The organism is Amycolatopsis sp. NPDC052450 (assembly GCF_044547565.1).
Taxonomy (GTDB): Bacteria; Actinomycetota; Actinomycetes; order Mycobacteriales; family Pseudonocardiaceae; genus Amycolatopsis.
Window position 1 is genome coordinate 26,878 of sequence record NZ_JBIUAQ010000001.1, and the last position, 26,286, is coordinate 53,163.

A 26,286-nucleotide genomic window follows, 5' to 3' on the forward strand; every position below is an offset into this window, starting at 1 on the left:
GACCCCGACAGAATGGCTGTTCCGGTGATTTCCTTCATTCTCGGCACCACGGCGGAACTGATCAAAATCGCGCCGGTCTACCACGGCATCCTCGAACGCGGGGTCCGGCCGAAGATCTGGTTCACCGCCCAGCACGTCGACGAGGTCTCGGACGTTCTCGCCGATCTGAACCTCCCCGAGCCCGACGTCTGGCTGGTGCCGAAGGAGAAGGCGCACAACCTGGAGTCGCCCGCGCAGGTGCCGGGCTGGGCCGCGCAGGTGCTGCGCACCGCGTGGAGCCGCCGCGCCGAACTGAAGGCCGCGCTGGTCGAGGACGGCCGTCCGCCGCTGGTGCTGGTGCACGGTGACACGTTCACCACGCCGTACGGCTCGCTCATCGGGAAGCGGATCCTCAAGTCGCGGGTCGGGCACGTCGAGGCGGGCGCGCGGTCGGGCAGCATCATGTCGCCGCTGCCGGAGGAGCTGAACCGGAAGATCGCCGCGAAGATCGTCGACATGCACTTCGCGCCGAGCGCGCGTGAGGTGAACAACCTCCGCAACGCGCGCGGCGTCGTCGTCGACACCGAGGCGAACACCGCGATCGACGCGATGCGGATGGCCATCAACGGCCCGCTCGACGTCGAGGGCCTCCCGGAGAAGTTCGGCCTCGCCACCCTGCACCGCTTCGAGCTGGTCTCGCGCGCGGACAAGTACCGCGAGGCGCTGGAGATCCTGCGCGAGCAGAGCAAGCAGATGCCGATCCTCTACATGGCGGGCGCGCCCGAGCGCGAGAAGATCCGCTCGCTCGGCCTGGCGAACCTCTTCGACGAGAAGAACTTCATCATCCAGCCGAAGATGCGGTACCTGAAGTTCCTGCCGCTGGTCGCGCGCGCCGAATACGTCGTCACCGACTCGGGTGGCCTGTCGGCCGAGTGCTACTACCTCGGCCTGCCGTGCGCCGTGCACCGCGAGCGCACCGAGACGCCGCAGCACCTCGGCGAGACCGTCGTGCTGACCGAGATGCGCGGGGACAAGCTGCAGAACTTCCTCGACACCTACCAGAACCGCCGCGGCGACTCCTGGGTCGACAAGTTCCACCCGTCGGAGATCATCGTCGACACCCTGGCGCGCCTGGGCTACTGCTGACGCTTCGCGCGGCCTTCACGGAGTGACATGAAAGGCCCCTTCATTGCAAATTTTGCAATGAAGGGGCCTTTCATGTCACTTGAAGCCGTCTAAAGCGCCCACCCCAGCGTCAGTCGCCGCGATCGTCCGCGGCGTTCCATGAAGGCCTCCTTGAGGGACTCTGGGTCCCTCAAGGAGGCCTTCACGGACTCCAGGCCGCATCCCGCAGCCGAAGAGAGAGCTAGAGAGCCCGCCGTCCCGAAAGCGCCCGCCCCAGCGTCAGCTCGTCCGCGAACTCCAGGTCCCCGCCCATCGGCAGCCCCGACGCCAGTCGCGTCACGGTCAGGCCGGGGAAGTCGCGAAGCATCCGCACGAGGTACGTCGCGGTCGCCTCGCCTTCGGTGTTCGGGTCGGTCGCGATGATGATCTCGCTGATCTCCGCGCCACCGATCCGCGCGAGCAGCTCACGCATGCGCAACTGTTCCGGCCCGATGCCGGACAACGGGTCCAGCGCGCCGCCGAGTACGTGGTAGCGGCCCTTGAACTCGCGCGTCCGCTCGACGGCGAGGACGTCCTTCGGCTCCTCGACCACGCAGATGACCGTGAGATCGCGGCGGGTGTCGCGGCAGATCCGGCAGGTCTCCTGCTCCGAGACGTTGCCGCAGACCTCGCAGAACTGCACGCCTTCCTTGACCTTGCCGAGCACTTCCTGCAAGCGCGAGATATCCGCGGGATCGGCCGCCAGCAGGTGGAAGGCGATCCGTTGCGCGCTCTTGGGACCGACGCCGGGCAGCCGCCCGAGCTCGTCGATCAGATCCTGGACGACACCCTCGTACAAGCTAGCCGCCGAGCCCGGGGAAGCCGCCGAGGTCCGGCATCCCGCCGCCGAGGCCGCCGGCGAGCGGGCCGAGTTTCTGTTCGGTGAGCTTCTGCGCGTTGGCCGAAGCGTCCCGCACGGCCGCGACGACCAGGTCGGACAGGGTCTCGACGTCGTCGGGGTCGACCACCTTGGGGTCGATGGCCAGCGCTTTGAGCTGACTGTCGCCGGACACGGTCGCGGTGACCAGGCCGCCGCCGGAAGTGCCGGTCACCTCCGTGTTGGCCAGTTCTTCCTGGGCCTCGACCAGCTTCTGCTGCATCTGCTGTGCCTGCTGCATGATCTGCGACAGGTCGAAGCCGCCACCGGGTTGCACCATGATCCGATCGGTCCTCTCCTGGAAAATCCCGTGCCGCCTACCAGCCTAGCCGTCACCCGTGTGGCACCGTGGGCGCCGTGCGACGACGGATGGGCCTCATGGTGGCGATCGGCTTGACGCTGTTCACGGCGTGCGGGGTGGACACCCCCGCGTCCTCGCCGTCGAGTCCGTCGGCTCCGGGGACCACCACGGTCTTCACCACGCTTCCGCAGCCGAGTCCGAAGACGAGCGCGCCGCCTTCGAGCGCGCCTCAGCCGCCTCCGAGCACACGGCAGCCGAAGACGGGCAAGGTCGTCGTGCTCGATCCCGGCCACAACGGCGGGAACTCCGGGAAGCCCGGCGAGATCAACAAACAGGTCCCGGCGGGGCGCGGGAAGACGAAACCGTGCAACACCACCGGAACCTCGACGAATTCCGGCTATTCCGAGCACGCGTTCACCTGGGACGTGTCGCAGCGGATCTCGCAGGCCTTGGCGGCCAAGGGAATCCGCGTCATCCTCACCCGGCAGAACGACACCGGGGTCGGGCCGTGCGTCAACGAACGAGCCGCGATCGGGAACGACGCCGAAGCGGACGCCGTCGTGTCGATCCACGCGGACGGCTCGAATTCCGCCGGAGCGCACGGTTTCCACGTCGCCTATTCCGCCCCGCCCCTGAACCCCCAGCAGGGCGAGCCCTCGGTGAAACTCGCGACGGCGTTGCGGGACGGCATCCGCGCGGGTGGCTTCCCGACGTCGACGTACCTCGGTTCGAACGGGCTCGCCCCGCGCGGCGACCTCGGTGGTCTCAATCTCTCGACCCGTCCTGCCGCACTCGTGGAATGCGGGAACATGCGCAACGCCGCCGAGGCGGCGGCGATGGCGAGCGAAGAAGGACGTCAGCAGTACGCGGCCGTCATCGCGAAGGCCATCGAGGACTACCTAGCGGGCTAGGGAGTCGGCTGGACCGCTTCCACCGCAGGCGCCGAGGCCACCAGCCCGTCCGGTTCCGTTTCCCGGGCGCCGGAACGGAAGGCGCGGACGCGGCGTCCCTCCCCTTGCCGCGTCCGCGCGTTCCCACAACCGGAAGAGCTTCGCCCGTTCGTCGCGTCCGGCCCGGCAGACCGTCGCGATCCGTTCCAGCGGACCGAAGGCGACCGGAATGGTCACACCGCTGCAGTAGCGATGCACCGTCGACCGGTTCAGCCGCGCCTTGGCGCCGATCCGTTCGTAGCTGTGACCACTACGCCGTTTCAGCTCCGCGAGAAGTTCCGCCAAGGCGCGGCCGTGCTCTCCACCTGTCATGGCCCCTCCCCGGATGATGCCCACGAAGCGTCACCGATGGCCGCGCGCGGGGACACACCTTTTCCTCCCAGCGGAAACCCTGTCGCCACCTGACATCCCAGAGATGTCCCAGGCGCCCACGTTCCCGCAGGTCAGCAACGGGTTTTCGGCTCACCCTCCCGGATCGGGCCGAACTGCTTGCCGAGCCGCGTAAGGCACGTTTGAGTTACCGGCAGCGAATGAAATGCCGTCTTGAGGGGGACATGGCATGACTCTGCGCATGATCTTCGATCGTGAGGATCTCCAAGGGATCCGGATCGCCGAAGCACCCGACCCGCTGTGGGAACTGGTTCTCGGTTCACATCAACTGCGGGAGAACCACCCGTCGGCCTGGCGCCGGCGAGTCCAGCTGAGCGCGCGGCACGACGAAGAAGCGGCACGATCACTGAAGACGCTGTTCACACTGGTTCCGCCGAAGGGGAACTTTCCCGACTTCCTGACCCCGCCCGGATCGGCAGGGTCGTTCGAAAGCGGGCTCGAAGCGGTGGCGTGCACACCCCGCCGCCGGTTGTGCGCCGATCTCCGGACCGTGTTCACCGGCGCCACGCAGCCCTGGGTGAAACGGCTCGCCGACGGCGATCGCGAGGAGGTGCACGGGGTCGTCGGCGCCCTGCGCGGCTCCTACGAACTGGTGATCGCGCCGTTCTGGCACGGCATGCGCGAGACCGTCGCCGCCGATCGCGCCCGCCGCGTCCGCACGCTGGCCACCGAGGGGGCGGGGGCGATGGTGCGCGGCATCCCCGGCGTGCGCGGCTGGGACGGCGAGGTGCTGGAGATCGCGTACCCCCGGGAGCGGACCGTCCACCTCGGCGGCCGGGGGCTGACCTTGATCCCGAGCCGGTTCTGCGCGAACACGCCGGTCACCTTCATCGATCCGGCGCTGCCGCCGGTGCTGCTCTACCCCGCCCGGGTGACGAGCGCCCGTCCGGCGGACACGTCCCCCGAACTGGTGGCGCTTCTCGGCCGGACCCGCGCCGAGAGCCTCGGCGCGCTGCGCGTACCGCGGACGACCAGCAAGCTGGCCACCTGCCTCGGCACGTCGATCGGCACGGCCAGCAAACAGGCCGCCGTGCTGCGCGAGGCCGGGCTCGTCTCCAGCGCCCGGCAGGGCGGCGCCATCCTGCACCACCTCACCCGCCTCGGCACGGCTTTGCTCACCGGGGAACTCCACGAAGGGACCTCTCCATGAAATCGGTACTCGCCGCCGTCGCCCTGCTCCTCGGCACGGCCGCCCCCGCCGCCGCGGCGACGGACTTCCCGGTGTTGCAGATGAACCTGTGCCGCAGCGGTGTCGCGAAATGCTTCGACCAGGGCGGGACGAACCCGATGGGGAAGGCGGCGAGCACGATCGTCGCGGTGAACCCGGCCGTCGTGACGTTGAACGAGGCATGTTCGTCGGAGACGACGAAGCTGGCCGCCGACGTCAAGGCGCAGTCGGGCCGGGTCTACACGGTCGTGTGGCAGCCCGTCGGCAAGAAGGAGAACGGCCGGACGACGCCGTATCCGTGCACGTCAGGGCGTGGCGAATACGGCATCGCGGTACTGGCCAGACAGGACCTCGGCGCGGTGAAGGCGCGCGAAGGCGGCTACTACGGGCCTCAGGACGGCGGGGCGGAACAGCGCGCCTACCTGTGCGCGAAGTTCGGCACGGTCAACGCGTGCACCACGCACCTGTCGACGAAGCGGCCCGCGGTCGAACAGCAGTGTCAGGACCTGAAAGGGCTGCTGGCGAAGTACGGCACCGGCACCGTGTTCGGCGGTGACCTGAACCTGAGCTACCCGGGTGATCCGAGCGCGCAGGCGTGCGTTCCCGCCGGGTCGTTCCGGAAGGGCGACGGCAGCGTGCAGCACATCATCGCCGGGGGTGCCTTCGGCTTCGGCAGCTCCGGGAAGACGTCGATCCCCGGCACCGATCACCCGGCCTGGCGGGTCACCCTGACCCGCTGATCCCGCATCCAGGTGACTACTTGCGTTCGTCGAGGGGGCGGGCGTTGAGGTGGTCGGTGAGGAGTTTCCGGGCGATCTCTTCCGGATCCTTATCGGGCGGGAGCGGCGGAGGCGGCGGAGCGGGACTCGCGTCCTCGTTGTAGAGGTCCTCGTCCTCCTCCGCCGGCTCGGGCGGGAGCGGGATGTCGGGCTCGGTCGTGACCACCTTCGGCCGCTGGGGCTCCGGCTTCGGCGCGGGAGGCGCCGGAGCGGCGGAGGGCGCTTCGGCGGACCGGCGGGTGAAGGAACGCTCAGGCGCGGACGGCGGCGGCGCGGCCTTGGGAGCGGCTGCCTGCCGGGCCTGCGCGGCACCGTGGACGCACCGGATCTGCCAGTCGTCTTCGAAGACCGCCTTGAACGCGGCCGCGATGCGCTCCGTGTGCAGCGGTTCGGAAAGCCTGCGGACCACCGGTTCCGCGTTGTGCGTGAGCGTGACGGCGTTGCCTTCGACACTCACCACACTCGCCTGCGTGAGCATCGCGCCGGTGACGGTGCCGCCCGGGATCTTGCGGATCGCGGCCTGCACCTGCGGCCAGCGGGCGCGGATCCCGTCCACGTCCGTCGAGCCGCCCGAAGGCGCTGCCGCCGCCGCGGGCGCGGCCGGCGGCGGGGTGGGCGCGGACGGGCGTTGCGGGGCGGGCCGTTCGGCGACCGGTTCCGGCCGCGCGACGGGCTGGGGTGCCGGTGCGGCCTGTGGAGACGGCGCGGACTGCTGAGCGGGTGCGGCGGGTCGTTGCGACGGCCGCTGGAACTCGCGGACGGGTTCACCCGAAGGCGCTGCCGGGGCAGGCGCGGACTGCGCCACCGGAGCAGCCTGAGGGGCTTGCGCTGCCGGAGCAGCCTGTGCCGGAGCACTGGCGACGGGCGCCGGGGCCGAAGCGGCACGCCGCTCGAGCCGTTCGAGACGGGCGAGCAACGCGTCGGTGCCCTCGGCGACCGACGGCAGCAGCATCCGCGCCGTCAGCAGTTCCAGCACCAGCCGCGGCGAGGTCGCGCCCCGCATCTCCAAGAGTCCATTGTGGACGATGTCGGCGTAGCGCGAGAGCGTGGCGGGCTCCAGTTTGCCCGCCTGCTCCTTCATCTTCTTGAGTTCGTCGTCCGGCGCTGCGACCAGCCCGCGCTCGCCCGCGTCCGGCACCGAGCGCAGCATCACCAGATCGCGCAGGCGGTCGAGCAGGTCGGTGGCGAACCGTCGCGGGTCGTGCCCGGCCTCGGCGAGGCTCTCGACCGTGCCGAACACGGCCGCCGCGTCGTCCGCGGCCAGCGCGTCGACCATGCCGTCGATGAGCGCGACGTCGGTGACACCCAGCAGCGACACCGCGCGCGAGTAGTCGACGCCGTCCGGCCCGGCCCCCGCCAGCAGCTGGTCCAGCACCGATTGCGTGTCCCGCGCCGAACCACCGCCCGCGCGGATGACCAGCGGATACACCGCGGGCTCGACCTGCGCGCCCTCGGCGGCGACGTTGCGTTCCAGCAGCTCACGCATGGAGCTGGGCGGGATCAGCCGGAAGGGGTAGTGGTGCGTCCGCGACCGGATGGTGGGCAGCACCTTGTCCGGTTCGGTGGTCGCGAAGATGAAGATCAGGTGCTCCGGCGGCTCTTCCACGATCTTCAGCAGGGCGTTGAAGCCCTGCGTGGTGACCATGTGCGCCTCGTCGATGATGAAGACGCGGTAGCGCGAGTCCGCCGGGGCGTAGAAGGCCCTGTCCCGCAGCTCACGGGCGTCGTCGACGCCACCGTGGCTGGCGGCGTCGAGTTCGGTGACGTCGACGCTGCCGGGGCCTTCGGGCGCGAGGTTGCGGCACGAGTTGCACTCGCCGCACGGATCCGGCGTCGGGCCCTTCGCGCAGTTCAGTGAACGCGCCATGATGCGGGCGCTCGACGTCTTGCCGCAGCCGCGCGGGCCCGAGAAGAGGTAGGCGTGGTTGATGCGCCCGGCGGCGAGCGCCGTACGCAGCGGATCGGTCACATGCTCCTGCCCGACGACCTCGGCGAAGGTAGCCGGACGGTACTTTCGGTATAGAGCTAGAGCCACGCGGCGAGACTACCGGGAGGGGCCGACAGGGTGAGACCAGCACCGACCCCGGGAACGTATCCGGTCCGCTTCGGAGCCGCCGAACTGCTGCGCGACGCCGACCGCCCGAACGCCTGGATGATCACGGTCGACGGGGTCGCCCAGTCGCACGTCAACCTCGACGACCCCACGGATCTCGAGTTCGACTACATCCGCCGGATCGCCGACGTCGTCGACTGCCTCGGCGAAGGCCCACTCGACGTGCTGCACGTCGGCGGGGCGGCCTGCACGCTCCCCCGCTACATCACCGCCGCGCGGCCGCGCTCGCGGCAGCTGGTCTTCGACGCCGACGGCGAGCTCGTCGCGCTCATCCGCGAGCAACTAGGCCTGAAGGGACTGAAGGTCCGTGTCGGCGACGGCCGCGAAGGCGTCTCCGGCAGGTACGACGCTTCGGCCGACCTGGTCATCGTGGACGCTTTCGAGCGCGGAATCCTGGCCGGCGGGCTCGCGACCGTCGAGTTCACGAACGAGGTCGCGCGCGTCCTTCGGCCGGCCGGGACCTACCTGGCCAACATCTCCGACGGCCCGAACCTGCCGTTCCTCCGCCGGTTCCTGGCGACACTGGCGACGTCGTTCCCGCACCTCGCGCTGCTCGCGGAGCCGGGTGTCCTGCGGGGCCGCCGGTTCGGGAACATCGTCGTCGCCGCTTCCCGCGTCGAACTCCCGGTGACCGAGATGACCCGCCGGGCCGCGTCGTCCGCGTACCCGGCCCGCTGCGTCGCTGGTGAGGACCTACGGCAGCTCCAGGGCAAAGCGAAACCCGTCACCGACGCGGACGCCGTGCCGTCACCTGTGCCGCCGAAGGACGTCTTCGGGATCTTCTAGGCTCGTGAGTGGCGATTCGGGTGTCTTGGGTCGGGATCGAAGGTCCGTGCTGAGCTCGGCCCGCGCCGAGGCAGACCCGCGCATGAAGGTCTCAAGTCGGGCGCTCACGTGAGTGGTCGCGGTTCGTGGGTGGTGATTCGGGTCAGGGCCGGCCGTGTTCCAGGTGCCTACGGCGGGATGGATCGGGTTCGCAGGTTCGTGAGGGACTCCTTCCCTACCCTGAGAGTAGGGAAGGGGCCCTTCACCTCGGGCCGGGCCGAGGCGGCGCTGCTGCCGCAGGCCGGCAGGAACGCCACCATGAGTCTCGGCCGCTATAGCGACGGCGCGTGAAACCCAGTACATGAAGGACCCCATCCTTGCGCCCAGGTACAGCAAGGACCCCTTCATGTACTTCAAACCAGGCATCACGCAAGAAGCGCCGAAGGTCACGCGGTAGGTACCCAAGGGGAGGCTCGCCAGAACCCGAATCGCCACGACCACGGGTGGGGCGGGACCGACCCCGGAAATGAAAGGGGATCCCGCGCACCCGTCAGAGCTTGCTTATCCTTGCTGCCTTCCGGCCCTGGGGAGGTTCACAAGATGGACGCCGCGCGGGATCCGGGGACCAGTGTAGTCACTCCCCTCCAGGCATGGAGGACAGTGGGGGGTATGAGTACTCCGACCTGGGCAGATGTCCTCAAGGCCGCCGAAGCCGTCCACCCGTTCGTGCGACACACGCCGCTGCTGCGCGCCGAGGTCGACGGGCGGCCGCTGGTGCTCAAGCTGGAGCATCTGCAGCGGAGCGGGTCGTTCAAACTGCGGGGCGCGGTGAACGCGCTGCTGAGCGGGCCGTTGCCGGAGCGGGTGCTGACGGCGTCCGGCGGCAACCATGGGCTGGGTGTGGCGACGGCGGCTTCGCTGCTGAATCTGCCCGCGACGGTGTACGTGCCGGAGTCGGCTCCGCAGGCGAAGACGGCCAGGATCGAGGCCGCGGGCGCGAAGCTCATCCGTCACGGAGCGACGTACGCCGAGGCCGCCGCGAAGGCGCTCGAAGCCGCCTCTGAGCCGGGTACGCGGTATCTGCACGCGTACGACGATCCCGCCATCGTCGCTGGTCAGGGCACTGTGGCGGCCGAAGTGGTCCAGGACGCGCCGGATGTCGACGCGTTCTTGGTCGCGGTCGGCGGCGGCGGGCTGGTCGCGGGGACGTCGCTGGCCGGGTTGCCGACGTACGCCGTCGAGCCGGAGCGGTGCCGCGCGCTCGACGCGGCGCTGACGGCGGGCGAGCCGGTGGACGTGGAGATCGACTCGGTGGCGTCGTCGGCGCTGGGCGCGACCAGGATCGGGAGCGTCCCGTTCGCCGTCCTGCGGGATCGAGTGACCTCCGTGCTGGTCAGCGACGCGGAACTGCTCGCCGCGCGGGACCGGCTCTGGGAGGAGTTCCGCCTCGCCGTCGAACCGGCCGCGGCCGTCCCGTTCGCCGCGTGGCTGGCCGGACGGACCGAGGGTGCGCTGCCCTGCGTCATCCTGTGCGGCGCTAACAGTGATTGGACGCCCGGAGCCTGACCCGGAACTCCGTCCGCCCCGGACGGCTGGCGACCCCGACCTGTCCGCCGTGCGCGGCGACGACGGCCGCGACGATGGCCAGCCCGAGTCCGGTGCTGCCCGCCGCCCGTGACCTCGAATCGTCGCCGCGGGCGAAGCGTTCGAAGACGTCCGGGAGGATTTCCGGCGGAATACCCGGACCACTGTCGACAATGGACAGTGTCGCCATCGAGTCCACTATGGACAGCGAGGTGGTGACCTCGGTGCCCGCCGGGGTGTGCGTGCGCGCGTTGCCCAGCAGGTTGATCACCACCTGGTGCAGCTGATCCGCGTCGCCGAGGACGGTGATCGGTTCCGGCGGCACCTCCAGCAGCCACTTGTGCTCCGGCCCGGCGACGTGCGCGTCGGCGACGGCGTCCGCGACCAGCCGGGACAGATCGACCGGCTGGTGCACCACCGGACGGCCGGAGTCGAGCCGCGCGAGCAGCAGCAGATCCTCGACCAGGCCGGTCATCCGCGTCGATTCCGACTCGACCCTTCCCATCGCGAACGCGATGTCCGGCGGCACCTCGGAGCCGGACCGCCGGGTGAGTTCCGCGTAACCGCGGATGGCCGCGAGCGGGGTCCGCAGTTCGTGGCTGGCGTCCGCGACGAACCGGCGCACCCGGCTCTCGCTGGCCTGGCGGGCGGACAAGGCACTCGCGATGTGGCCGAGCATGCGATTGAGCGCGAAGCCGACCTTGCCGACCTCGGTGCGCGGATCCGTGTCCACTTCGGACACTCGTTCGAACAGTGCGACCTCGCCGCGGTCCAACGGCAGCTCGGCGACCCGGGTCGCCGTGGCGGCCAGGCGGTCGAGGGGTTTCATGGTGCGCCGCACGGTCACCGCGCCGAGCGCGCCCGCCAGCAGGATGCCGCCGACGGCCACCCCGCCGAAGATGAAACCGAGGTTCCACAACGTGTCCGTGACGTCCTTTGTGGGCAGTCCGGTGATCGCGACGCTGCCGTTGGCCGCCGATTTGGCCACCACGCGGTACTCCCCGAGTGGGCCCAGGTCCACGTCGGTGGGCTTGTCGGTCGGCGTCGACCGCAGGAGCGCGGACATCTGGCCCGGGCCGAGCGGGTCGTGGGGGAACGGATCGGCGATCTTCGCGTCGTAGCTGGACCGCAGCACCGCCGCGATCACCCGCCCGTCCGGGAGGATGTTCACGAACAGCGAACCGGTGCTCTGCCCGTACGCGCGCAGGCCCTCGGGAACCCTTTCCCCGCCGGGACGGCCCGGTGGCGCCGGACGGCTCGCGCGTTCACTCGTCTCGGCGAGCCGGGCGTCGAGCTGGTCGAACAGGAAGTCGCGCAACGCCAGTTCGGTCACCACGCCGACCACCAGGCAGACGAGCGCGAGCAGCCCCGCGACCTGCGCGATCAACCGCCGTCGCAGGGACCACGGCCGCCTACCCCGCGGGTTTGAGGACATACCCGGCGCCGCGCATCGTGTGGATCATCGGTTCCCGGTCGGCGTCGATCTTCTTGCGGAGGTAGGAGATGTACAGCTCGACGATGTTGGCCTGGCCGCCGAAGTCGTAGCTCCACACCCGGTCGAGGATCTGCGCCTTCGACAGCACCCGCTTCGGATTCCGCATGAGGTAACGCAGCAGCTCGAACTCGGTAGCGGTCAGCGGCACCGAATCGCCGCCACGGTGCACTTCGCGGCTGTCCTCGTCCAAGGTCAGGTCTCCGACGACGAGCGTCGAACCGCTCGGCCCGGCCACCCCGCCCGCGCGGCGCAGCAGCGCGCGCAGCCGCAACGCGACCTCCTCCAGGCTGAACGGTTTGGTGACGTAGTCGTCGCCGCCCGCGGTGAGCCCGGCGATCCGGTCCTCCACCGCGTCCTTCGCGGTCAGGAACAGCACCGGCAGGTTCGGCACCTCGGAACGCAGGCGCCGCAACACGTCCAGGCCGCTCATATCCGGCAGCATGACGTCCAGCACCACCGCGTCCGGCCGGAATTCCCTCGCGACGCGGACCGCCTCGATCCCGTCGGCGGCGGTGCGGATGTCCCAGCCCTCCATGCGCAGCGCCATCGACACGAGCTCGGACAGGGTCGCCTCGTCGTCGACGACCAGCACCCGCACGGGGCTGCCGTCGGCACGGCGCAGGCCCGCCTTGCCGGAACCGGGCGAAGGGACGTTCACACTGGTCATGCTGCCATCCTGGGCGGCCCCGATGAGGCTTCTCTGTGTCCCGCCTGTGCGTTTCCTGTGAACGATCACCCTGCCGGGGAGCGAAAACACAGCGCGTGCCCACCGACGGCACAGCTTCCGCACAGCGACGGCGCCGACCATGGCCGCAACCGACCACACGGAGGCGACCAGATGACCGAACCGACCAAACCCGCCGAACCCCCGGCGGACGAGACCGCCACCTGGGGCGCGCCTGCCCCGGCGGGTGAACCGAAGAAGACCTGGTCGGGCCGCAAGACCGCGATCGCCGCCGGGGTGGCGGTGGTGATCGCCGCCGGCGGCGGGGCCGCGATCTGGGCCGGAACCGCCGCGAACGGCGCCGAACAGGGCGGGATGATGGGCGGCCCCGGCGGCGGCCGGGTGCTCATGGGCCCTGGCGGGGGTATGCCGCGCGACACGCTGCACGGCGACTTCGTCGTCTCCGACGGCAAGGGCGGCTACCGCACCGAACGGACGCAGACCGGCGAGATCACCGAGATCAGCGCGACGTCCATCAGCCTCACCAGCAAGGACGGCTACAAGCAGGTCTACACGATCGACGCGTCGACACGGAAGACCGGCGATCCCAAGACCGGCGAGACGGTGACGGTGAACGCCACGGTCACCGGCGACGCCGCGACGGCGACGACCATCGGCAAACCGGGGCAGAACCAGCGCGGCGGGCCCGGTCAGGGGCAACAGGGGCAGGACGGCCCGCGCCGCTACTGAGCCAGGACGGCGAGCAGCGCGGCGGCCGTCTCGGCGGGCTCCTGCCCGGTGGTGTCCAGGACGACGCGATCGGTGCGGGCCTGCCGCATCCGGGCCGCCTCGGTGACCGCGCGGGCGGCCACCCGGTCCCGTACGACAGGTGGCACGCCGCGTAGTTCGTCACCCGCCAGCAGCGCGCTTTCGCCCTCGGCGCGGCGCCCGACGCGTTCGGTGAGCGTCGGGGCGTCCGCGTCGAGGTGGACGACGGTGACCTCCTCGAAGACCCGCCGGTGCTCCGGCAGGAATTCCCTGGCGACGACGATCAACCGCTTCGCTCCGGCTTCGCGGTAGCCGCGCCAGACGGCCGCGAGATTCGCCGCCTCCAGTGCCGGATCCGGGCCGGGATTCGCGAAGCCGAGTTGCGCGAGATCGACGTAGGCGACGGGCATCTCGCGTGCCCAGAGGTCCCGCAGCGCGCTGAAGGCGGCCGTCGATTTGCCGACCGCCGTCGGTCCGGTCACCACCGTCACCGGACCGGGCGATGGCTCCACGACACCCGGCACCCGGACCGGTCCATCGCCTGCGACGCAACGCGGGAACAGTGCCTCCACGGTCTCCTCGTGCCGCTGCCCGGTCGTGTCCATCGCCTCGCCGAAACCGGTGCGGTCGTAGGCGTCCGCCACCGCGTACAGGTCGGGCAGCGCCGCGGCGGGTGAACCCCGGCCGAGGAACCGGCTCCGGAGTTCGTCCCGATCGCACGTCAGCCGAATGAGGGTGAGATCGAAGTCGCCGCCCTCGAAATGCGGCTCGACACCGTTTCCGGGGTCCACGATCCCGGACACGACGAGCTGCCTGGCACCCCGCGCGCGCAGAATCCCCAGCACCCGCAGCAAATTGGCCGCCTTGATCGCGTGTGCGGCTTCGCCACCGCCCGGAGGCGGGCCGATCAACCCGAGCTGGTCGATGTCGACGTACGCGACGTTGCCGCCCGCTTCCACGATGCGCGTGTACAAACCCCAGGCGGTGGTGGATTTCCCGGCTCCCGGTGCCCCGGTCGTCCAGAGCACGGGCGTCTTCGTGGTCCCCATGGCTTTCGATCTTAGGAACCCCTGTCCAGCGAAATAGGGCAGAGTTGGGCGCGTGCGGGACATCAGTGGTTCGCTGGCGAGGCAGGCGTATGCGGTCGCGGCCGTCTGCCTGGTCGCCGACGCCGGGCTGTATCTCATCGGCGGACCACCGCTCTCGCTCGGCTGGCAGGTGTGGGTGGTGCTGGTGGGCGGAATCCTCGCCAACGCGGCGCTCGCCGGGCCTTCGCGGTACTCCGGCTGGGTTTCCGCCGCGCACGCCGTCCTGCTCGTCGCCGCGCCGCTCCTGCTGTACCCGTACGACCACTACCTGCAGGCCACGAACGCGGGCGTGCTGATCGCGGGCTACCGCGCGGGTGCCTGGCTCGCGACCAGACCCGCGCTGGCCGCACTCGCCGCGATGCTCGCCGGTCTCGTCGCCTGCAGCCTCATCCCGGCCGACCGGGGCGATCGGGACTGGCGGGTGCTGATCATCGACGTCGGCGTGAGCGGGCTGCTGCCGTGGATGGTCGGCCGCTACACGACCGCGCGGCGCGCGTACATCGCCGATCTCCAGCGCGCGGAGGAACGACGGCAGCAGCACGAAGCCGAGGCCGTCCGCCGGGCCGTCGCCGAAGAACGCACGACGATCGCGCGCGACCTGCACGATGTGATCTCCCACCACGTCAGCGCGATCGGTGTGCACGCCGGCGCCGCGCGGCTCGGGCTGCCGGAGGGAGAACCCGCCGTGCGGCGTTCGCTCTCGGCCGTCGAATCGTCGAGCCGGGCCGCGATGGCCGACCTGCGGCGTCTCCTGGATCTCTTGCACGGCAAGGAGAACGGCGACGCGCAACGGCAGCCGGGGCTGGACAACCTCGACGAACTGCTCGACAACCTCCGCACCGCCGGGCTGCCCGCGCGGCTGACCAGTCACGGCGGGCCGCGGGAACTGCCGGGATCGGTGGACATCGCGTTGTACCGCATCGCGCAGGAGGCGCTGACGAACGCGCTCCGGCACGGTCGCGGCGGGACCGTCGAGATCGACCTCGCCTACCGGCAAACGGAGGTCGTCCTCACCATCACGAACGAGATGGGCCACCCGAACACGTCCGCCGAGTCGACGAAACGCGGTCTCGCCGGAATCCGGCAGCGCGTCGCGTTGTTCGGCGGCCAGGCGGAATGCGGACCGCTCGACGACGGGCGGCGCTGGCGGATTCGAGTCGGTTTTCCTTTGGAGGCACAGTGATCCGGGTTCTGCTGGCGGACGACCACGCGATGTTCCGCTCCGGGATGCGCGCGGTGCTGGACACCCAGGCGGACTTCGAATGCGTCGGCGAGGCAGCGGACGGACGCGAAGCCGTCGCACAGGCGGCCGCGCTGCGCCCGGACGTCGCCGTGCTCGACGTCCGGATGCCCAAATTGGACGGTCTGGCCGCGACCGAGGCGATCATGTCCGCGCCGGGCAACGACACCCGCGTGCTCGTGCTGACGACCTACGACTCCGACGAGTACGTGTATCGCGCGCTGCGCGCCGGGGCGAGCGGGTTCCTGTTGAAGAGCCTCGCGCCCGAGGAACTCGTTTCGGCCATGCGCGTCGCCGCACGCGGAGACGCGCTGATCGACCCGACGGTGACCCGGCGGCTCGTGTCGACCTTCGCCACCAGCATCGAACCCGCGGCCGCCGAACCGGCGGAACTGGAACGGCTCACCTCACGCGAACGCGAAGTCCTCATGCTCGTCGCCGACGCCTCCAGCAACGCGGAAATCGCCGCGCACCTGCACGTGGGCGAAGAGACGGTGAAGACCCACGTTTCCCGTATCCTCGCCAAACTGGGATTGCGCGACCGGGTGCACGCCGTCGTCTACGCGTTCCGGAACGGCCTCGTCGGCAGACGATGATCGGTTCGCCGGACGGGGCTCCCGGTGCCAGAATCACCGCAGGGCACGTCGAGGCGGGGAGCCGTGGATGAAACGCTGGGTGACGCTCACGATCGGACTGGTCTTCCTGCTGGTGGGCGGCGTCTGGGTGCTCCAGGGCGCCGGCGTGCTGACCGGCAGCTTCATGACCGGGCAGAAACTGTGGTTCCTGATCGGGCTCGTCGCGTTCCTGGTCGGGGTGGTGCTGGTGGCGGCCACCGCCCGCCGCACCCGGCGGGCTCCCACCGAGGATTAGCCGCGCCTTTCACGCTTTCGGACTTCTCCGGCCGCCGACACGCGCCCTCGTGCCGCCTGATCCTGCACGCCTGACGTTTGTGGTTTCGCCGTCCGCCGGTAAAGGGACGACACGCGTGATCAGAGAGACGGCACCCGTGTCCAGCCGGACGACACGCCGCGGTATCCAGTCCAGCGCGCGAAATCCGTCGCCGTACGGCGAACTCGCGTGATTGAAGGCGTAACTCACGTGATTGAAGGCGTAACTCGCGTGATTGGAGGCGTAACTCGCGGTCTCAGGCGATCTTGAAGATCGGGTAGCCGGGCGCGATCGCCAGCAGTTCTTCGTCGGAGGCTTTCGCGTCGACACCGTCGAAGAACACGCCGACCTCGAACTTCCAGCGCTTGAGGTACGCGCGCAGGATCGCCGGCTTCTCGTCGTCGGCGAGTTCGGTGTAGCCGAACGTCTCGGTCCGGCGCCCGACGCTGAGCTGTCCCTCACCCGCGACGCGCAGGTTGCGCACCCACTGCGTGACACCGCGCGGCGCGACCAGGTAGCGCTCCCCGTCCAGCTTCAGCAGGTTGACCGGGACCGAGCGCGGTTCGCCGCTCTTCCGGCCCCGGACCGAGAGCACCCGGCTGCCCAAGACGGACACGCCGAGTTTCGTCAGCTTGAGCACGAACTCGTTGAACGCGTTGGTGGCCTTGGCCGGCTTGACGTAGCGGGCGGCGACAGTGGTGCCGGAGGCGGTCGCGCTGGGGACAGTCGTGCTGGGGACAGTCGTGCTGGGGATAGTGGCACTGGGTGTGGCGGTGCTGTGGGCGGCGGTGCCGGCGGTGGAGGAAGTGGTGGTCATCTCGGCTCCTCGAAGTCCGAGAGAGCAGTGCTCTCTGTTAAGAGCAGTGAACACCAGAGCGGTGCGTCATGTCAAGAGCAGTGCTCTCGTTTAGGTGCGATGCTCTATGGTGAGAGCATGGCTGCCACCCAGACCGCGCGCGAACGCGCCCGAGCCGAGCTCACCCGTGAGATCAAGGACGAAGCCCGCCGCCAGCTCGCCGAGGTCGGCGCGCTCGGCCTCTCGCTCCGCGCGGTCGCGCGGGAGCTGGGCATGGTCTCGTCGGCGTTGTACCGGTACTTCTCCAGCCGCGAACAGCTGCTGACCGCGCTGATCGTCGACGCCTACAACGCCGTCGGCGAAGCCGCGGAGGCGGCCGACGATCCCAAGAAGTCCTCGCTGGCACGCTGGGAGTCGATCTGGCACGCGGTCCGCGCCTGGGCGAAGGCGCACCCGCACGAGTACGCGCTGATCTACGGCTCGCCGATCCCCGGTTACCAGGCCCCGCAGGACACCGTCGCCCCCGCGGGCCGGGTGGCGTTCGCGCTGGTCGCGGTCCTGCGCGACGCGAATCTCCGGGTCGAAACCGAGGTCGGCGAGATGCCCGTCGAGCTACTGCACCAGCTCGACGCCGTCACCGGAGTCCTCAAGATCAACCTGGCGCCCGAGACGGCCTCCCGGCTGATCATGGCCTGGACCCAGCTGTTCGGGATGATCAACTTCGAGCTGTTCGGCCAGTACGTCGGCTCCGTCGACCCTTCGGACGCCTTCTTCGCGCACGGTATCCGTCAGATGGCCGAGTTCACCGGGATCAAGATGACCGGCTGAGCGCGGTCCAAGACCGCATCAGCAGCTGGACGGCGTCCACCACGTCCTCGTCGCCGGTCCCCTCGGGACTGAGGAAACGCTGCAACAGGAGTCCGTCCTCGAGCGCGTGCAGGATCAACGCGAGGAAGGCCGGGTCCGCGGGCGGTTCCGCGCCCCGCGCGGCGAGCTCGGTCCGGATCGAAGTCTCCAGCAGCGCCCTTGTCGACTTCTCGCCTTCGCCGACGAGCGGGCGCGCGTCGGGATTCCGCAGCGCGTAAAGGGCCAGTTCGGTGCGCAGGGTGAGCCAGCCGGCGAGGTGTTCGGCGCGTTCGACGTTCCACGCGCGCAGGCGGTCCATCATCTCCGCGAAGGAGCCGACGCCCTCACGCAGCGCGGAGACCTCTTCGGCCTCGCGCTGGGTCCGGCGGCGCAGCAGTTCGACGACCAGCTCGTGCTTGCCGTCGAAGTTGCCGTAGAAGGCGCCTCGGGTGAATCCGGCCCGTTCGGCGATCTGCTCGACGGACGTGCCGTTGACCCCGCGTTCGGAGAACAGCTCGGCGGCCGCCGCGAGCAAGCGCTGCCTGGTCTGCTCGCGGCTTTCTTCCCGCGTCAAGCGTTTCGCCGTCACACGGCGATCTTAGAGCTGTGCCGAATCAGCTCTCGGCGGGAGAACGTCCGTTCTTCCGGCCGGTCAGCCACACCCCTCCCGCGAGGACGGCGGCGGCGACCACGACGGCCACCGCGGTGAGCGGCCACAGCGCCTGGCTCGCCAAGAACGCGGCGATCGCGCCGAAGAGAACGGCGACGAGGAGCAACGGCGTGGTCCGGACGGCTGTGGCGGCGGGGACGGTCACCATGGGAGCTTTCCCTTCGGGGTGGGGCGCGAAACACTTGGTCTTCGCGGAGGGGACCGCGCCGCGTCGGTGGCCTTACGCCGAGTGGGGCACGGATCACCCTTCCGGGCGAGATACCGACGTGGCGGCTAGCGTCACGCCGGGGATGACATCGAGGGAAAGGCGGCTCGCGGTGGAGAAGTGGGCGGAGCAGGTCGGCAGGATCCGGGTCATCGGAACCGGGGTGATGGGCCGGGGCATCGTCCAGCTCGCCGTGACGGCGGGGCTCGAGGTCGAGCTCGCCGACGCCCGGCCCGACGCCGTCGGCGAGGCCATCGACCATGTCGGCGCGATGCTCGGCAAGCTCGCCTCGAAGGGCAAGATCACCGAAGAAGCCGCCACGGCCGCGAAAGGCAGGCTGATCGCGGCCGGAGACCCGCTGGCCCCCGCCGACGGTGTCGACCTCGTCATCGAAGCGGTCCGCGAGGACCTGGAGATCAAACGCGCGCTGTTCGCCGAGCTGGAACGGGTCTGCGGCCCGGACACCGTGTTCGCCACCAACACCAGCTCGCTCTCTGTCACCGAGATCGGTGCCGCGCTGACCGATCCGGGCCGGCTGCTCGGCCTGCACTTCTTCAACCCGGTCCCGCTGATGCGGCTGGTGGAGGTCGTGCCCGGCGCGCGGACCGCCGCGTGGCTGCCGCCCGCCGTGACCGAACTCGTCCGCGGCTGGGGACACGAACCCGTCCTCGCGCGCGACGCGCCGGGCTTCCTGGTCAACCACGCCGGCCGCGGGCTGGGCACTGAGGCACTGCAGATCCTCGCCGAGGGGATCGCGACCCCGGCCGAGGTGGACCGCGTCGCGCGTGACGTGCTCGGCTTGAAACTCGGCCCGTTCGAACTGCTGGACCTCACCGGCCTCGACGTCTCGCACGCCGTGCTCGAAAGCATCTGGAGCGGCTTCCACGGCGAACCGCGGCTGCGGCCGTCGTGGCTGACGCGTCCCCGCGTCGCCGCCGGACTGTTCGGACGCAAGAACGGCGAGGGCTTCTACAGCTACGTCGACGGGCAACAGCAGGTGGAGCCGGAGCCTGCCGCGCCGGAGGCCCCCACCACTCCCGTGTGGGTCGACGACGAACGGCTCGGCACGCTGCTCTCGGCGGCGGGGATCCAGGTCGTGCACTCCGCCTACCCGGACACGGTCCTGATCGTCAGCCCGATCGGTTCGTCCACTGTGGACACCGCACTGGCCGCGGGCCTCCCGGCGGAACGGGTCGTCGGCGTCGATCCCCTCGGCGGCTACGGGAAACGCCTGACGCTTTCGGTGCACCCCGCGCTCGACCCGGCCGCCGGCCGCACCGCCTGGGGCGCGCTCGCCGCGACCGGGCTGCCGGTGACCGTGGTCCGCGACGGCCCCGCGCCGATCGCGCAGCGACTGCTGGCGTCGATCGTCAACACCGCCTGCTTCATCGCCGGGCAGCGGCTCGCCACACCGGAGGACATCGACACCGCCGTCCGGCTCGGCCTCGGCTACCCGCGCGGCCCGCTGACCTGGGGCGACGAAGCGGGTGCGGACCTCGTGCTGCGGGTCCTGCGCGGACTCGTCGCGAGCACCGGCGACCAGCGCTACCGGCCGAGCGCCTGGCTGACCGAACGGGTCGCGCTCGGCCTGCCGCTCACCTCGACGGGCACCGTCCCCGCCGACCTCCTGCGCTGAGACCCCCAAGCGCGTGAAGGCCCCCTTCCCTCGGCTGAGCCGAGGGAAGGGGGCCTTCACGCGCGATCAAATGCCTACCAGGGGCGGTCGGTCACCGCACCGTTGGAGGCGCTCCAGAACACGTAGCCGCCCTGGAAGTTGTTCTGCCTTCCGCCGGTGACGACCATTTCGTCGGTGGTCGGGTAACGCAGGTAAGAACGTTCCCAGCCGAGCGCCGCCCAGCGCTTGCGGATCTCGCCCCACACGCCGTGCGCGTCGGTCGCCATCGACCAGTAGATGGAACCGGCCTTGGTGAAGTGGGTGTACCGGCCGACGCCGTCCGGGGTCGCCGCCTCGTCCGTTGCCGGGTATCCCATGGGCCCGGCTTCCCAGCCGAGCGCCGCCCAGCGGACGCGGATCCGGCCGTGGATCGCCCTCGCGTCCGTCTGGACGGTGTAATAGATCGAACCGGCCTTGCTGAAGTGGTTGTAGCGGCCGAGTCCGTCCGGAGTGCCCGCCTCATCGGTGCTCGGGTAGCCCAGCGGCCCCCGCTCCCAGTCGAGCGACGCCCACTTCTGCCGGATCCTGCCGTAGATCGGGTGGGCTCCGGTGTTCACGGTGTAGTAGATCGACGACTGCAGAACGCCGGGCCAGACCGGGAAGTGGTTGTACCGGGCGACACCGTCCGGAGTGGCCTGTTCGTCGGTGGCGGGCGGGCCGAACTTCACATGCCCACCGGCGGCGAGGTACTTCTTGAGGATCTCGCCTTCGATCTGCTTGACGCCCGTCTCCTTCGACCAGTACAGCCGCCCGCGCTCGTAGGTGCGGAAGCGGACCGTGCCGTCGACGGCTTCGGGTGCGGTCGGCGCGCCGAGTCGTTGCGCCAGCGCGGGTTCGTCGCGGTAGCGCTTGTCGATCGGCGTGATGTAGCTCGCCGTGATCGTCTGGTCGACGGTGCCCATGGTGATGTTCGTCAGCCGCCCGGTGGCCCCGTTGGACCACCCGGTGAAGGTCGACGAACCGTCGGAAGCGACCTCGGCCGCCTGGATCTCGACGGTCGCGCCTTCGACCACCATCGCCGAGGTGGCGCCGCCTTCCGGCGTGATGCCGAGCGCCGCGGCGACGTTGCTGGTCAGGGTCAACCGGTGTTCGCGCGGCTTCGCGACATAGGTCTTCGAGACCGTGACACCGGCGCTGTCGGTCGCCGTCGCGGTGAACTCCAGGTTGGAGTCCGTGTGGTCGGTGAACGGCATGGTGAACTCGGGGCCGGTGCCGCCGCGGTCCGGATGCGCGTGGCAGACCGCGTTCTCCGGGCAGTGCCGGACCAGCGTGGTCCAGGTGACCGGGAGTGCGCCGTCCTCGGTGTCGGTGATGGTCGCGCCGACCTTGACCTCCTCGCCGACCGCGAACAGGCGGTCACCGGGGTCGGTCATGACGAGCTTCGGCGAGTGGTTTCCGGGCGCCACGGCGATGTCCGTGCTCCCGGAGGCCTGGAGGCCGTCCTTCACCGTCAGTTTCGCGGTGAACTTCTCGGTCCCGGCCGCGTAGGTGTGAGTGACCTTCGCGCCGGTGCCGGTGGTGCCGTCGCCGAAGTCCCACTCGTAGGTCAGCGGGTCGTTGTCGAAGTCGTAGGAACCGCTGCCGTCGAAGGAGACCGTGCGGGTTTCGGGGTTCGTCTCCGAAGTCGCCACCGCGACGGGCGCCTTGTTCCCGGTGGTGTAGCTGAGCCGTCGCAGCAGACCGGTGTAGATGTCGGCGTACACGATGTCGCCGTTGGCCGCGGCGAGGAACTTGACCGGACCGCCGATGCCGGTGAACTTCGGCGGCGTCTCCTGCGGGCGGACGACGCGGCCCTGCGTGTCGTACTTGGCCGTCCAGAGCTTCTGGGTGGCGTAGTCACCGAAGAAGTACGCACCGCGGTATTCCTCCGGGTACGACTCTCCATTGTAGACAATGCCGGCGGTGATGCTGTTGCCGTTGTCGACGCCCTGTCCGTGGCGGACCGCCAGCATCGGCGGGGTGTTCACGGCCGAAGCGCACTGCGGCATCGCGGAGAAGCCGTCGGCGGGCTGGTTGCCCTCGAAACACGGCCAGCCGTGGTTCGCGCCCTTCTGGACGAAGTTGATCTCTTCCCAGGTGCCCCAGCCGACGTCGCCGACCACCGGCAGGCCGGTGCTGGCGTCGAGGCTGAACCGGAACGGGCTGCGGAAACCGCTCGCGAACACCTTGGAGCGCAGCGAGTTCGGGTTCGCCGCGGTGTAGTAGGGGTTGTCCGGCACGCCGGCGCCGTCCGCGGTGATGTGGAAGATCTTGCCGAAGATCTTGTCGAGGTCGTACACGTTGAGCGCGAACGGGTCGGCCGCGCCCTGGAAGCGGGAGCTGTCGCCGGTCGAGACCCACACCGTGCCGTCGGGGGCGGCCACGACACCGGTGATGCCGTGGATGTCGGTGTTGGCGGCGCCCTCGATGAGCACCTTCTCCCCGGTCAGCCCGGTCGGCCGGTCGGTGCCGGAGACCGTCCAGCGCGAGGCGCGCAGGGCGATCCCGCCGCCGGCGACGTCGACCGCGCGGGCCGTGTAGATCACGCGGGAGGTGGCGTAGTCGGGTGCGATCGCGATGCCGACCAGCCCGAGGTCACCGGTGCTGCGAACGGACAGGGTCGCGATGCTCTGCGTCTGCCCGGTGGTGGACACCCAGGCGACGTTGCCCTGCTTCCCGGTGGTCAGCATCGAGCCGTCGGGCAGGTAGGCGAAGTCGGTCAGGTCGTATGGAGCCTGCCCGCTCTGCTGGTCACGCAGGACGAAGCCGGGCGGCATGACGGGTGCGGCGGACGCGGAAGTCGACGTCAGCGGCACCAGCAAGGTCACTATCAGCAACGTCACGACGGCGTGACAGAGCGCGCGGAATTTCGAAGGCATGCAAGGGCCCCTTCCCCAGTCGAACGTCTCATCGACGGGGCCCAGGTGGGCATTTCACACTTTCGAGTGCCTTTATCGAATTGTGATCACCACCTTCGGTCGATCACCTGCCCCGTGCTCCGGTTCCACGTGACGTAGCCGCCTTGGAAACTGTTCTGCCGTCCGATGGGGATGCCGAACTCGTCCGTCGCCGGGTAGCGCAGGTACGACCGCTCCCAGCCGAGCGCGGCCCAGCGCTGCCGGATCGCCCCGTAGATGGCATGCGCGTCGGTGGCCATCGTCCAGTAGACCGAGCCCGCCTTCGCGAAGTGGTTGTACCGGCCGACACCGTCGGGGGTCGGAAGCTCGTCCGTCGCCGGGTAGCCGAGCGGCCCCCGCTCCCAGCCGAGCGCGGCCCATTTGACCCTGATCCGCCCGTACACCGGATGCGCGCCGGTCGACGGCGTCCAGTAGATCGAGGACTGGGAAGTGCCGGGCCAGTTCGGGAAGTGGTTGTACCGGCCGACGCCGTCCGGAGTGACGCTCTCGTCCGTCGCGGGCGGACCGAACTTCCGGTGCCCGCCGAGCGCGAGGTACTTCTTGAGGATCTCGCCTTCGATCTGCTTCACGCCGGTCTCGGCACTCCAGTAGAGCCTGCCGCCCGCGTACGCCCGGTAGCGCACGGTCCCGTCGGTGATCTCGGGCCCGGCCGGCGCGCCGAGCCGTTGCCGCAGCGCGGGTTCCGCCTGATAGCGCTTGTCGATCGGGGTGAGGTAGTTCGCGGTCATGGTCAGGTCGTGCGCCGGGACGGTGACGGTCACCGTCCGTGAGGTCCTCCCGTCGGACCAGTTCACGAACGTCGAAACGCCGTCCGCGGCGACCTCCTCCGCCACCACCTCGAACGTCGCCCCCTCGGTCACCATCGCCGTGCTCACCCCGCCCTCGGCCGGGATGCTCACCGCCGCGGGGACACTGCCGGTCAGCGTCAGCCGGTGCTCACGCGGCAGGGCGACGTAGGTCCTGCTCGCCGCCACCCCGGCACTGTCGGTCACCGTCGCCGTGATCTCGACGCGGGAGTCCTGGTGATCGGTGAACGGCACGGTGAAAGCCGGTCCGCCGCCCGGCGAACCGGGATGCGCGTGACAGGTCGCCTCCTCCGGGCAGTGCCGGATCAGCGTGGTCCAAGCGACCGGGAGCGCGCCGTCCTCGGCGTCGGTCGCCGTCACCCCGACGACGACCGGTTCCCCGACCGCGAAGGTCCGCGCGCCGGGATCCGTCAGCACCGGATCCGGCGAATGATTTCCCGGCACCACGACCACATCGGTGCCGCCGGAGGCACCGAGCCGGTCGGTGACGGTGAGCCGCGCGGTCGCGCTCGTCATTCCGGCACCGTAGGCGTGGGTCACCCGGACCCCGGTCTGGCTCGTACCGTCGCCGAAATCCCAGTGGTAGGCCAGCGGATCGCCGTCGAAGTCGTAGGACCCGGCGCCGTCGAAGGTCACCGTCCTCGTCGACGGCTCGGTGCTCGACGCCGCCACCGCGACCGGTTCCGCGTTCGTCCCCGGATAGCTGAGCCGCCGCAGGTTCCCGGTGTGGATGTCGGCGTACACGATGTCGCCGTTGGCCGCGGCCGCGAACTTGACCGGACCGCCGACGCCGGTGAACTTCGGCGGCCGTTGCGGTGCCTGGACGAGCCTGCCCTGGCTGTCGTACGTCATCGTCCAGATCTTCTGCGTGACGTAGTCGCCGAAGAAGAAGGCACCGCGGTATTCGTCCGGATAGGACGATCCACTGTAGACGATCCCGGCGGTGACACTGTTTCCTTCGTCGACCCCGGAACCGTGGTGATAGGCGGTGATCGGCGGCGTGTTGACCACACCCGTGCAACCGGCGAGGCCGGCGTACCCGGGCGTCGGGGAATTCCCTTCCCAGCACGGCCAGCCGTGGTTCGCGCCCGGCCGCACGACGTCGACCTCTTCCCAGGTGTTCCAGCCGACGTCGCCCACGACCGGCAGGCCGAGCCGCGGGTCGAGGGAGATCCGGAACGGGCTGCGGTAACCGCTGGAGAACACCTTGGAGCGATTCGAATCCGGCGCCGCTGTGGAGTGATAAGGATTTCCGGGCACGCCGGCGCCATCCGGTGTGACGTGCAGGATCTTGCCGTACAGCTGATCGAGGTCGAGTGCGCGCAACGCGCCCGGATCCATCCTGGTGAAGTCGGCGGCGTCACCGATGGAGATCCACAACGTCCCGTCCGGCGCGGCGACGAGCCCGGAGACTCCGTGGACGTTGTGGAAACCGGGAAGGTCGACGAGCACTCGTTCGTTCGCGAGGCCGGTGGGGACGTCCGCGCCGGTCACCGTCCAGCGCGCCACCCGCATGGTGAACGCGCCGCCGCCCGTGTCGAACGACCACGCGAGGTAGATCCGGCGCGAGGTGGCGAAATCCGGGGCGACGGCGAGGCCGACGAGGCCGAGATCTCCGTTGTCGTGGACGGGAAGGGTCGCGACCGTCCGCGCCGGGCCGGTCACGGGCACCCAGGCGACCTTGCCGCTCTTGCCGATGCTGAGCACCGAACCGTCCGGCAGATAAGCGAAATCGGTCAGGTCGAACGCGGCCTGTCCGCTCGGCTGATCACGCAACACGAAACCGGACGGCAGGGTGGGCGCCGCGCTCGCATCCGGAGCGCCCACCCAGCCCGGGAGAAGCAGGATGGCAACCGACAAGGCCACGAGTATGCGAGTGAGTGCCCGGCTCGGCTTCATCGGCGCTTCCCCATTTCCGGCGTGTCATGGCACGTCGCCGGGGAAGGCCGGGTCATTGCGGAATCCGTGCCGAAGCAACCGAACCGCAATGATCCGCACGAGAACGCTGCCTCACGGTGGTCGTGAGTGGCGATTCGGGTCACTGAGCCGAGGGTGCCGTATCGGGTGGAGAGGCCTGGGCCGGGTTGGCGTCACAGGTCGTGAGGGGCTGCGAGCATGTCGCGAAAGCCACTTTCGGGACATCCAACGTCGCGAAAGCCACTTTCGGGACACGCCCCA

Annotated in this window: 24 protein-coding genes and 1 other RNA gene; 12 read left to right on the top strand and 13 right to left on the bottom strand. The window is 70.0% G+C overall.

The features are described 5' to 3' along the window. Positions 1 to 12 precede the first annotated feature (12 nt). Positions 13 to 1,125 (top strand): UDP-N-acetylglucosamine 2-epimerase, encoded by a 1,113-nt coding sequence (locus ACIHAO_RS00140; protein WP_396554024.1) that lies wholly within the window; start codon positions 13 to 15, stop codon positions 1,123 to 1,125. A gap of 220 nt (positions 1,126 to 1,345) precedes the next feature. Here ACIHAO_RS00140 and recR read toward each other — a convergent pair whose 3' ends face one another. After that, on the bottom strand, positions 1,346 to 1,942 hold the full coding sequence (gene recR, locus ACIHAO_RS00145; RefSeq protein ID WP_125784957.1) for a recombination mediator RecR: 597 nt from the start codon (positions 1,940 to 1,942) through the stop codon (positions 1,346 to 1,348). Between the two features lies 1 nt (position 1,943). Next, positions 1,944 to 2,300: a YbaB/EbfC family nucleoid-associated protein gene (locus ACIHAO_RS00150; protein WP_125784956.1), complete on the bottom strand. Its 357-nt coding sequence runs from the start codon at positions 2,298 to 2,300 to the stop codon at positions 1,944 to 1,946. A gap of 89 nt (positions 2,301 to 2,389) precedes the next feature. On the opposite strand from ACIHAO_RS00150, the gene ACIHAO_RS00155 reads away from it, so the two are divergent. Beyond that, positions 2,390 to 3,232, top strand: coding sequence for an N-acetylmuramoyl-L-alanine amidase (locus ACIHAO_RS00155; protein ID WP_396554760.1), 843 nt, complete (start codon positions 2,390 to 2,392; stop codon positions 3,230 to 3,232). Here the strand turns inward: ACIHAO_RS00155 and ACIHAO_RS00160 are convergent. Beyond that, positions 3,221 to 3,583 carry a helix-turn-helix domain-containing protein gene (locus ACIHAO_RS00160; protein ID WP_396554025.1) on the bottom strand — a complete coding sequence of 121 codons (363 nt, stop codon included), beginning with the start codon at positions 3,581 to 3,583 and terminating at the stop codon, positions 3,221 to 3,223. The genes ACIHAO_RS00155 and ACIHAO_RS00160 overlap by 12 nt on opposite strands. Positions 3,584 to 3,830: 247 nt before the next feature. Here ACIHAO_RS00160 and ACIHAO_RS00165 point away from each other — a divergent pair, with 247 nt between their 5' ends. Both ACIHAO_RS00165 and ACIHAO_RS00170 read left to right on the top strand, forming a co-directional pair. Continuing rightward, a complete protein-coding gene (locus ACIHAO_RS00165; RefSeq protein WP_396554026.1) occupies positions 3,831 to 4,811 on the top strand; it encodes an ArsR/SmtB family transcription factor in 981 nt (326 codons plus the stop codon). Beyond that, positions 4,808 to 5,569 (top strand): endonuclease/exonuclease/phosphatase family protein, encoded by a 762-nt coding sequence (locus ACIHAO_RS00170; protein ID WP_396554027.1) that lies wholly within the window; start codon positions 4,808 to 4,810, stop codon positions 5,567 to 5,569. Before ACIHAO_RS00165 ends, ACIHAO_RS00170 begins: the two co-directional genes overlap by 4 nt. A 16-nt stretch (positions 5,570 to 5,585) precedes the next feature. Here the strand turns inward: ACIHAO_RS00170 and ACIHAO_RS00175 are convergent, their stop codons facing one another. Further along, positions 5,586 to 7,643 (bottom strand): DNA polymerase III subunit gamma and tau, encoded by a 2,058-nt coding sequence (locus tag ACIHAO_RS00175; RefSeq protein WP_396554028.1) that lies wholly within the window; start codon positions 7,641 to 7,643, stop codon positions 5,586 to 5,588. Between the two features lie 30 nt (positions 7,644 to 7,673). Between ACIHAO_RS00175 and ACIHAO_RS00180 the strand changes: the two genes are divergently transcribed. Further along, positions 7,674 to 8,507 carry a spermidine synthase gene (locus ACIHAO_RS00180; protein ID WP_396554029.1) on the top strand — a complete coding sequence of 278 codons (834 nt, stop codon included), beginning with the start codon at positions 7,674 to 7,676 and terminating at the stop codon, positions 8,505 to 8,507. 507 nt (positions 8,508 to 9,014) lie between these two features. Here the strand turns inward: ACIHAO_RS00180 and ffs are convergent. After that, positions 9,015 to 9,109, bottom strand: an RNA gene (gene ffs / locus ACIHAO_RS00185) — signal recognition particle sRNA small type. Between the two features lie 46 nt (positions 9,110 to 9,155). On the opposite strand from ffs, the gene ACIHAO_RS00190 reads away from it, so the two are divergent. Next, positions 9,156 to 10,052 (top strand): serine/threonine dehydratase, encoded by an 897-nt coding sequence (locus ACIHAO_RS00190; RefSeq protein ID WP_396554030.1) that lies wholly within the window; start codon positions 9,156 to 9,158, stop codon positions 10,050 to 10,052. On the opposite strand, the gene ACIHAO_RS00195 is transcribed toward ACIHAO_RS00190, so the two are convergent. Then, positions 10,024 to 11,505, bottom strand: a complete 1,482-nt coding sequence (locus ACIHAO_RS00195) for a sensor histidine kinase (protein ID WP_396554031.1) — start codon at positions 11,503 to 11,505, stop codon at positions 10,024 to 10,026. The genes ACIHAO_RS00190 and ACIHAO_RS00195 overlap by 29 nt on opposite strands. Beyond that, a complete protein-coding gene (locus tag ACIHAO_RS00200) occupies positions 11,483 to 12,232 on the bottom strand; it encodes a response regulator transcription factor (RefSeq protein ID WP_396554032.1) in 750 nt (249 codons plus the stop codon). Before ACIHAO_RS00200 ends, ACIHAO_RS00195 begins: the two co-directional genes overlap by 23 nt. 171 nt (positions 12,233 to 12,403) lie before the next feature. Here ACIHAO_RS00200 and ACIHAO_RS00205 point away from each other — a divergent pair, with 171 nt between their 5' ends. After that, on the top strand, positions 12,404 to 12,979 hold the full coding sequence (locus tag ACIHAO_RS00205) for a hypothetical protein (protein ID WP_396554033.1): 576 nt from the start codon (positions 12,404 to 12,406) through the stop codon (positions 12,977 to 12,979). Here the strand turns inward: ACIHAO_RS00205 and ACIHAO_RS00210 are convergent. Next, positions 12,973 to 14,046, bottom strand: a complete 1,074-nt coding sequence (locus tag ACIHAO_RS00210) for a hypothetical protein (protein ID WP_396554034.1) — start codon at positions 14,044 to 14,046, stop codon at positions 12,973 to 12,975. The genes ACIHAO_RS00205 and ACIHAO_RS00210 overlap by 7 nt on opposite strands. A gap of 52 nt (positions 14,047 to 14,098) precedes the next feature. Between ACIHAO_RS00210 and ACIHAO_RS00215 the strand changes: the two genes are divergently transcribed. The 3 genes from ACIHAO_RS00215 to ACIHAO_RS00225 all read left to right on the top strand — a co-directional run bounded on the left by ACIHAO_RS00215 (position 14,099) and on the right by ACIHAO_RS00225 (position 16,195). After that, on the top strand, positions 14,099 to 15,268 hold the full coding sequence (locus tag ACIHAO_RS00215) for a sensor histidine kinase (protein ID WP_396554035.1): 1,170 nt from the start codon (positions 14,099 to 14,101) through the stop codon (positions 15,266 to 15,268). Further along, complete coding sequence (locus ACIHAO_RS00220; RefSeq protein ID WP_396554036.1) at positions 15,265 to 15,921, top strand: response regulator; 657 nt, start codon at positions 15,265 to 15,267, stop codon at positions 15,919 to 15,921. Before ACIHAO_RS00215 ends, ACIHAO_RS00220 begins: the two co-directional genes overlap by 4 nt. A 67-nt stretch (positions 15,922 to 15,988) precedes the next feature. Then, a complete protein-coding gene (locus ACIHAO_RS00225; RefSeq protein ID WP_125784943.1) occupies positions 15,989 to 16,195 on the top strand; it encodes a hypothetical protein in 207 nt (68 codons plus the stop codon). 274 nt (positions 16,196 to 16,469) lie between these two features. Here the strand turns inward: ACIHAO_RS00225 and ACIHAO_RS00230 are convergent, their stop codons facing one another. Beyond that, positions 16,470 to 16,853 (bottom strand): nitroreductase family deazaflavin-dependent oxidoreductase, encoded by a 384-nt coding sequence (locus tag ACIHAO_RS00230; protein ID WP_396554761.1) that lies wholly within the window; start codon positions 16,851 to 16,853, stop codon positions 16,470 to 16,472. Between the two features lie 294 nt (positions 16,854 to 17,147). Between ACIHAO_RS00230 and ACIHAO_RS00235 the strand changes: the two genes are divergently transcribed. Next, on the top strand, positions 17,148 to 17,837 hold the full coding sequence (locus tag ACIHAO_RS00235) for a TetR/AcrR family transcriptional regulator (RefSeq protein ID WP_396554037.1): 690 nt from the start codon (positions 17,148 to 17,150) through the stop codon (positions 17,835 to 17,837). Here ACIHAO_RS00235 and ACIHAO_RS00240 read toward each other — a convergent pair. After that, the gene (locus ACIHAO_RS00240) at positions 17,821 to 18,444 is read right to left on the bottom strand and encodes a TetR/AcrR family transcriptional regulator (RefSeq protein WP_125784941.1); all 624 of its coding nucleotides are present in this window, start codon (positions 18,442 to 18,444) and stop codon (positions 17,821 to 17,823) included. The genes ACIHAO_RS00235 and ACIHAO_RS00240 overlap by 17 nt on opposite strands. Before the next feature lie 25 nt (positions 18,445 to 18,469). Next, entirely contained in the window at positions 18,470 to 18,673 is a 204-nt protein-coding gene (locus ACIHAO_RS00245) for a hypothetical protein (RefSeq protein ID WP_396554038.1), read from the bottom strand. Positions 18,674 to 18,815: 142 nt separating this feature from the next. On the opposite strand from ACIHAO_RS00245, the gene ACIHAO_RS00250 reads away from it, so the two are divergent. Continuing rightward, a complete protein-coding gene (locus ACIHAO_RS00250) occupies positions 18,816 to 20,366 on the top strand; it encodes a 3-hydroxyacyl-CoA dehydrogenase (RefSeq protein WP_396554039.1) in 1,551 nt (516 codons plus the stop codon). 74 nt (positions 20,367 to 20,440) lie between these two features. Here the strand turns inward: ACIHAO_RS00250 and ACIHAO_RS00255 are convergent, their stop codons facing one another. Both ACIHAO_RS00255 and ACIHAO_RS00260 read right to left on the bottom strand, forming a co-directional pair. Next, positions 20,441 to 23,263 (bottom strand): PQQ-dependent sugar dehydrogenase, encoded by a 2,823-nt coding sequence (locus ACIHAO_RS00255; RefSeq protein ID WP_396554040.1) that lies wholly within the window; start codon positions 23,261 to 23,263, stop codon positions 20,441 to 20,443. 86 nt (positions 23,264 to 23,349) lie between these two features. Continuing rightward, complete coding sequence (locus tag ACIHAO_RS00260; protein ID WP_396554041.1) at positions 23,350 to 26,007, bottom strand: PQQ-dependent sugar dehydrogenase; 2,658 nt, start codon at positions 26,005 to 26,007, stop codon at positions 23,350 to 23,352. Between the last annotated feature and the right edge of the window lie 279 nt (positions 26,008 to 26,286).

Excerpts from the sequence above, each read along its gene's own strand:
- ACIHAO_RS00200 (WP_396554032.1), bottom strand. The coding sequence starts at position 12,232 with ATGACCAGTGTGAACGTCCCTTCGCCCGGTTCCGGCAAGGCGGGCCTG.
- ACIHAO_RS00235 (WP_396554037.1), top strand. The coding sequence starts at position 17,148 with ATGGCTGCCACCCAGACCGCGCGCGAACGCGCCCGAGCCGAGCTCACC.
- ACIHAO_RS00205 (WP_396554033.1), top strand. The coding sequence starts at position 12,404 with ATGACCGAACCGACCAAACCCGCCGAACCCCCGGCGGACGAGACCGCC.
- ACIHAO_RS00160 (WP_396554025.1), bottom strand. The coding sequence starts at position 3,583 with ATGACAGGTGGAGAGCACGGCCGCGCCTTGGCGGAACTTCTCGCGGAG.
- ACIHAO_RS00150 (WP_125784956.1), bottom strand. The coding sequence starts at position 2,300 with ATGGTGCAACCCGGTGGCGGCTTCGACCTGTCGCAGATCATGCAGCAG.
- ACIHAO_RS00165 (WP_396554026.1), top strand. The coding sequence starts at position 3,831 with ATGACTCTGCGCATGATCTTCGATCGTGAGGATCTCCAAGGGATCCGG.
- ACIHAO_RS00260 (WP_396554041.1), bottom strand. The coding sequence starts at position 26,007 with ATGAAGCCGAGCCGGGCACTCACTCGCATACTCGTGGCCTTGTCGGTT.
- ACIHAO_RS00190 (WP_396554030.1), top strand. The coding sequence starts at position 9,156 with ATGAGTACTCCGACCTGGGCAGATGTCCTCAAGGCCGCCGAAGCCGTC.
- ACIHAO_RS00245 (WP_396554038.1), bottom strand. The coding sequence starts at position 18,673 with ATGGTGACCGTCCCCGCCGCCACAGCCGTCCGGACCACGCCGTTGCTC.
- ACIHAO_RS00155 (WP_396554760.1), top strand. The coding sequence starts at position 2,390 with ATGGGCCTCATGGTGGCGATCGGCTTGACGCTGTTCACGGCGTGCGGG.
- ACIHAO_RS00225 (WP_125784943.1), top strand. The coding sequence starts at position 15,989 with ATGAAACGCTGGGTGACGCTCACGATCGGACTGGTCTTCCTGCTGGTG.
- ACIHAO_RS00195 (WP_396554031.1), bottom strand. The coding sequence starts at position 11,505 with ATGTCCTCAAACCCGCGGGGTAGGCGGCCGTGGTCCCTGCGACGGCGG.
- ACIHAO_RS00210 (WP_396554034.1), bottom strand. The coding sequence starts at position 14,046 with ATGGGGACCACGAAGACGCCCGTGCTCTGGACGACCGGGGCACCGGGA.
- ACIHAO_RS00255 (WP_396554040.1), bottom strand. The coding sequence starts at position 23,263 with ATGCCTTCGAAATTCCGCGCGCTCTGTCACGCCGTCGTGACGTTGCTG.
- ACIHAO_RS00170 (WP_396554027.1), top strand. The coding sequence starts at position 4,808 with ATGAAATCGGTACTCGCCGCCGTCGCCCTGCTCCTCGGCACGGCCGCC.
- ACIHAO_RS00250 (WP_396554039.1), top strand. The coding sequence starts at position 18,816 with ATGACATCGAGGGAAAGGCGGCTCGCGGTGGAGAAGTGGGCGGAGCAG.
- ACIHAO_RS00140 (WP_396554024.1), top strand. The coding sequence starts at position 13 with ATGGCTGTTCCGGTGATTTCCTTCATTCTCGGCACCACGGCGGAACTG.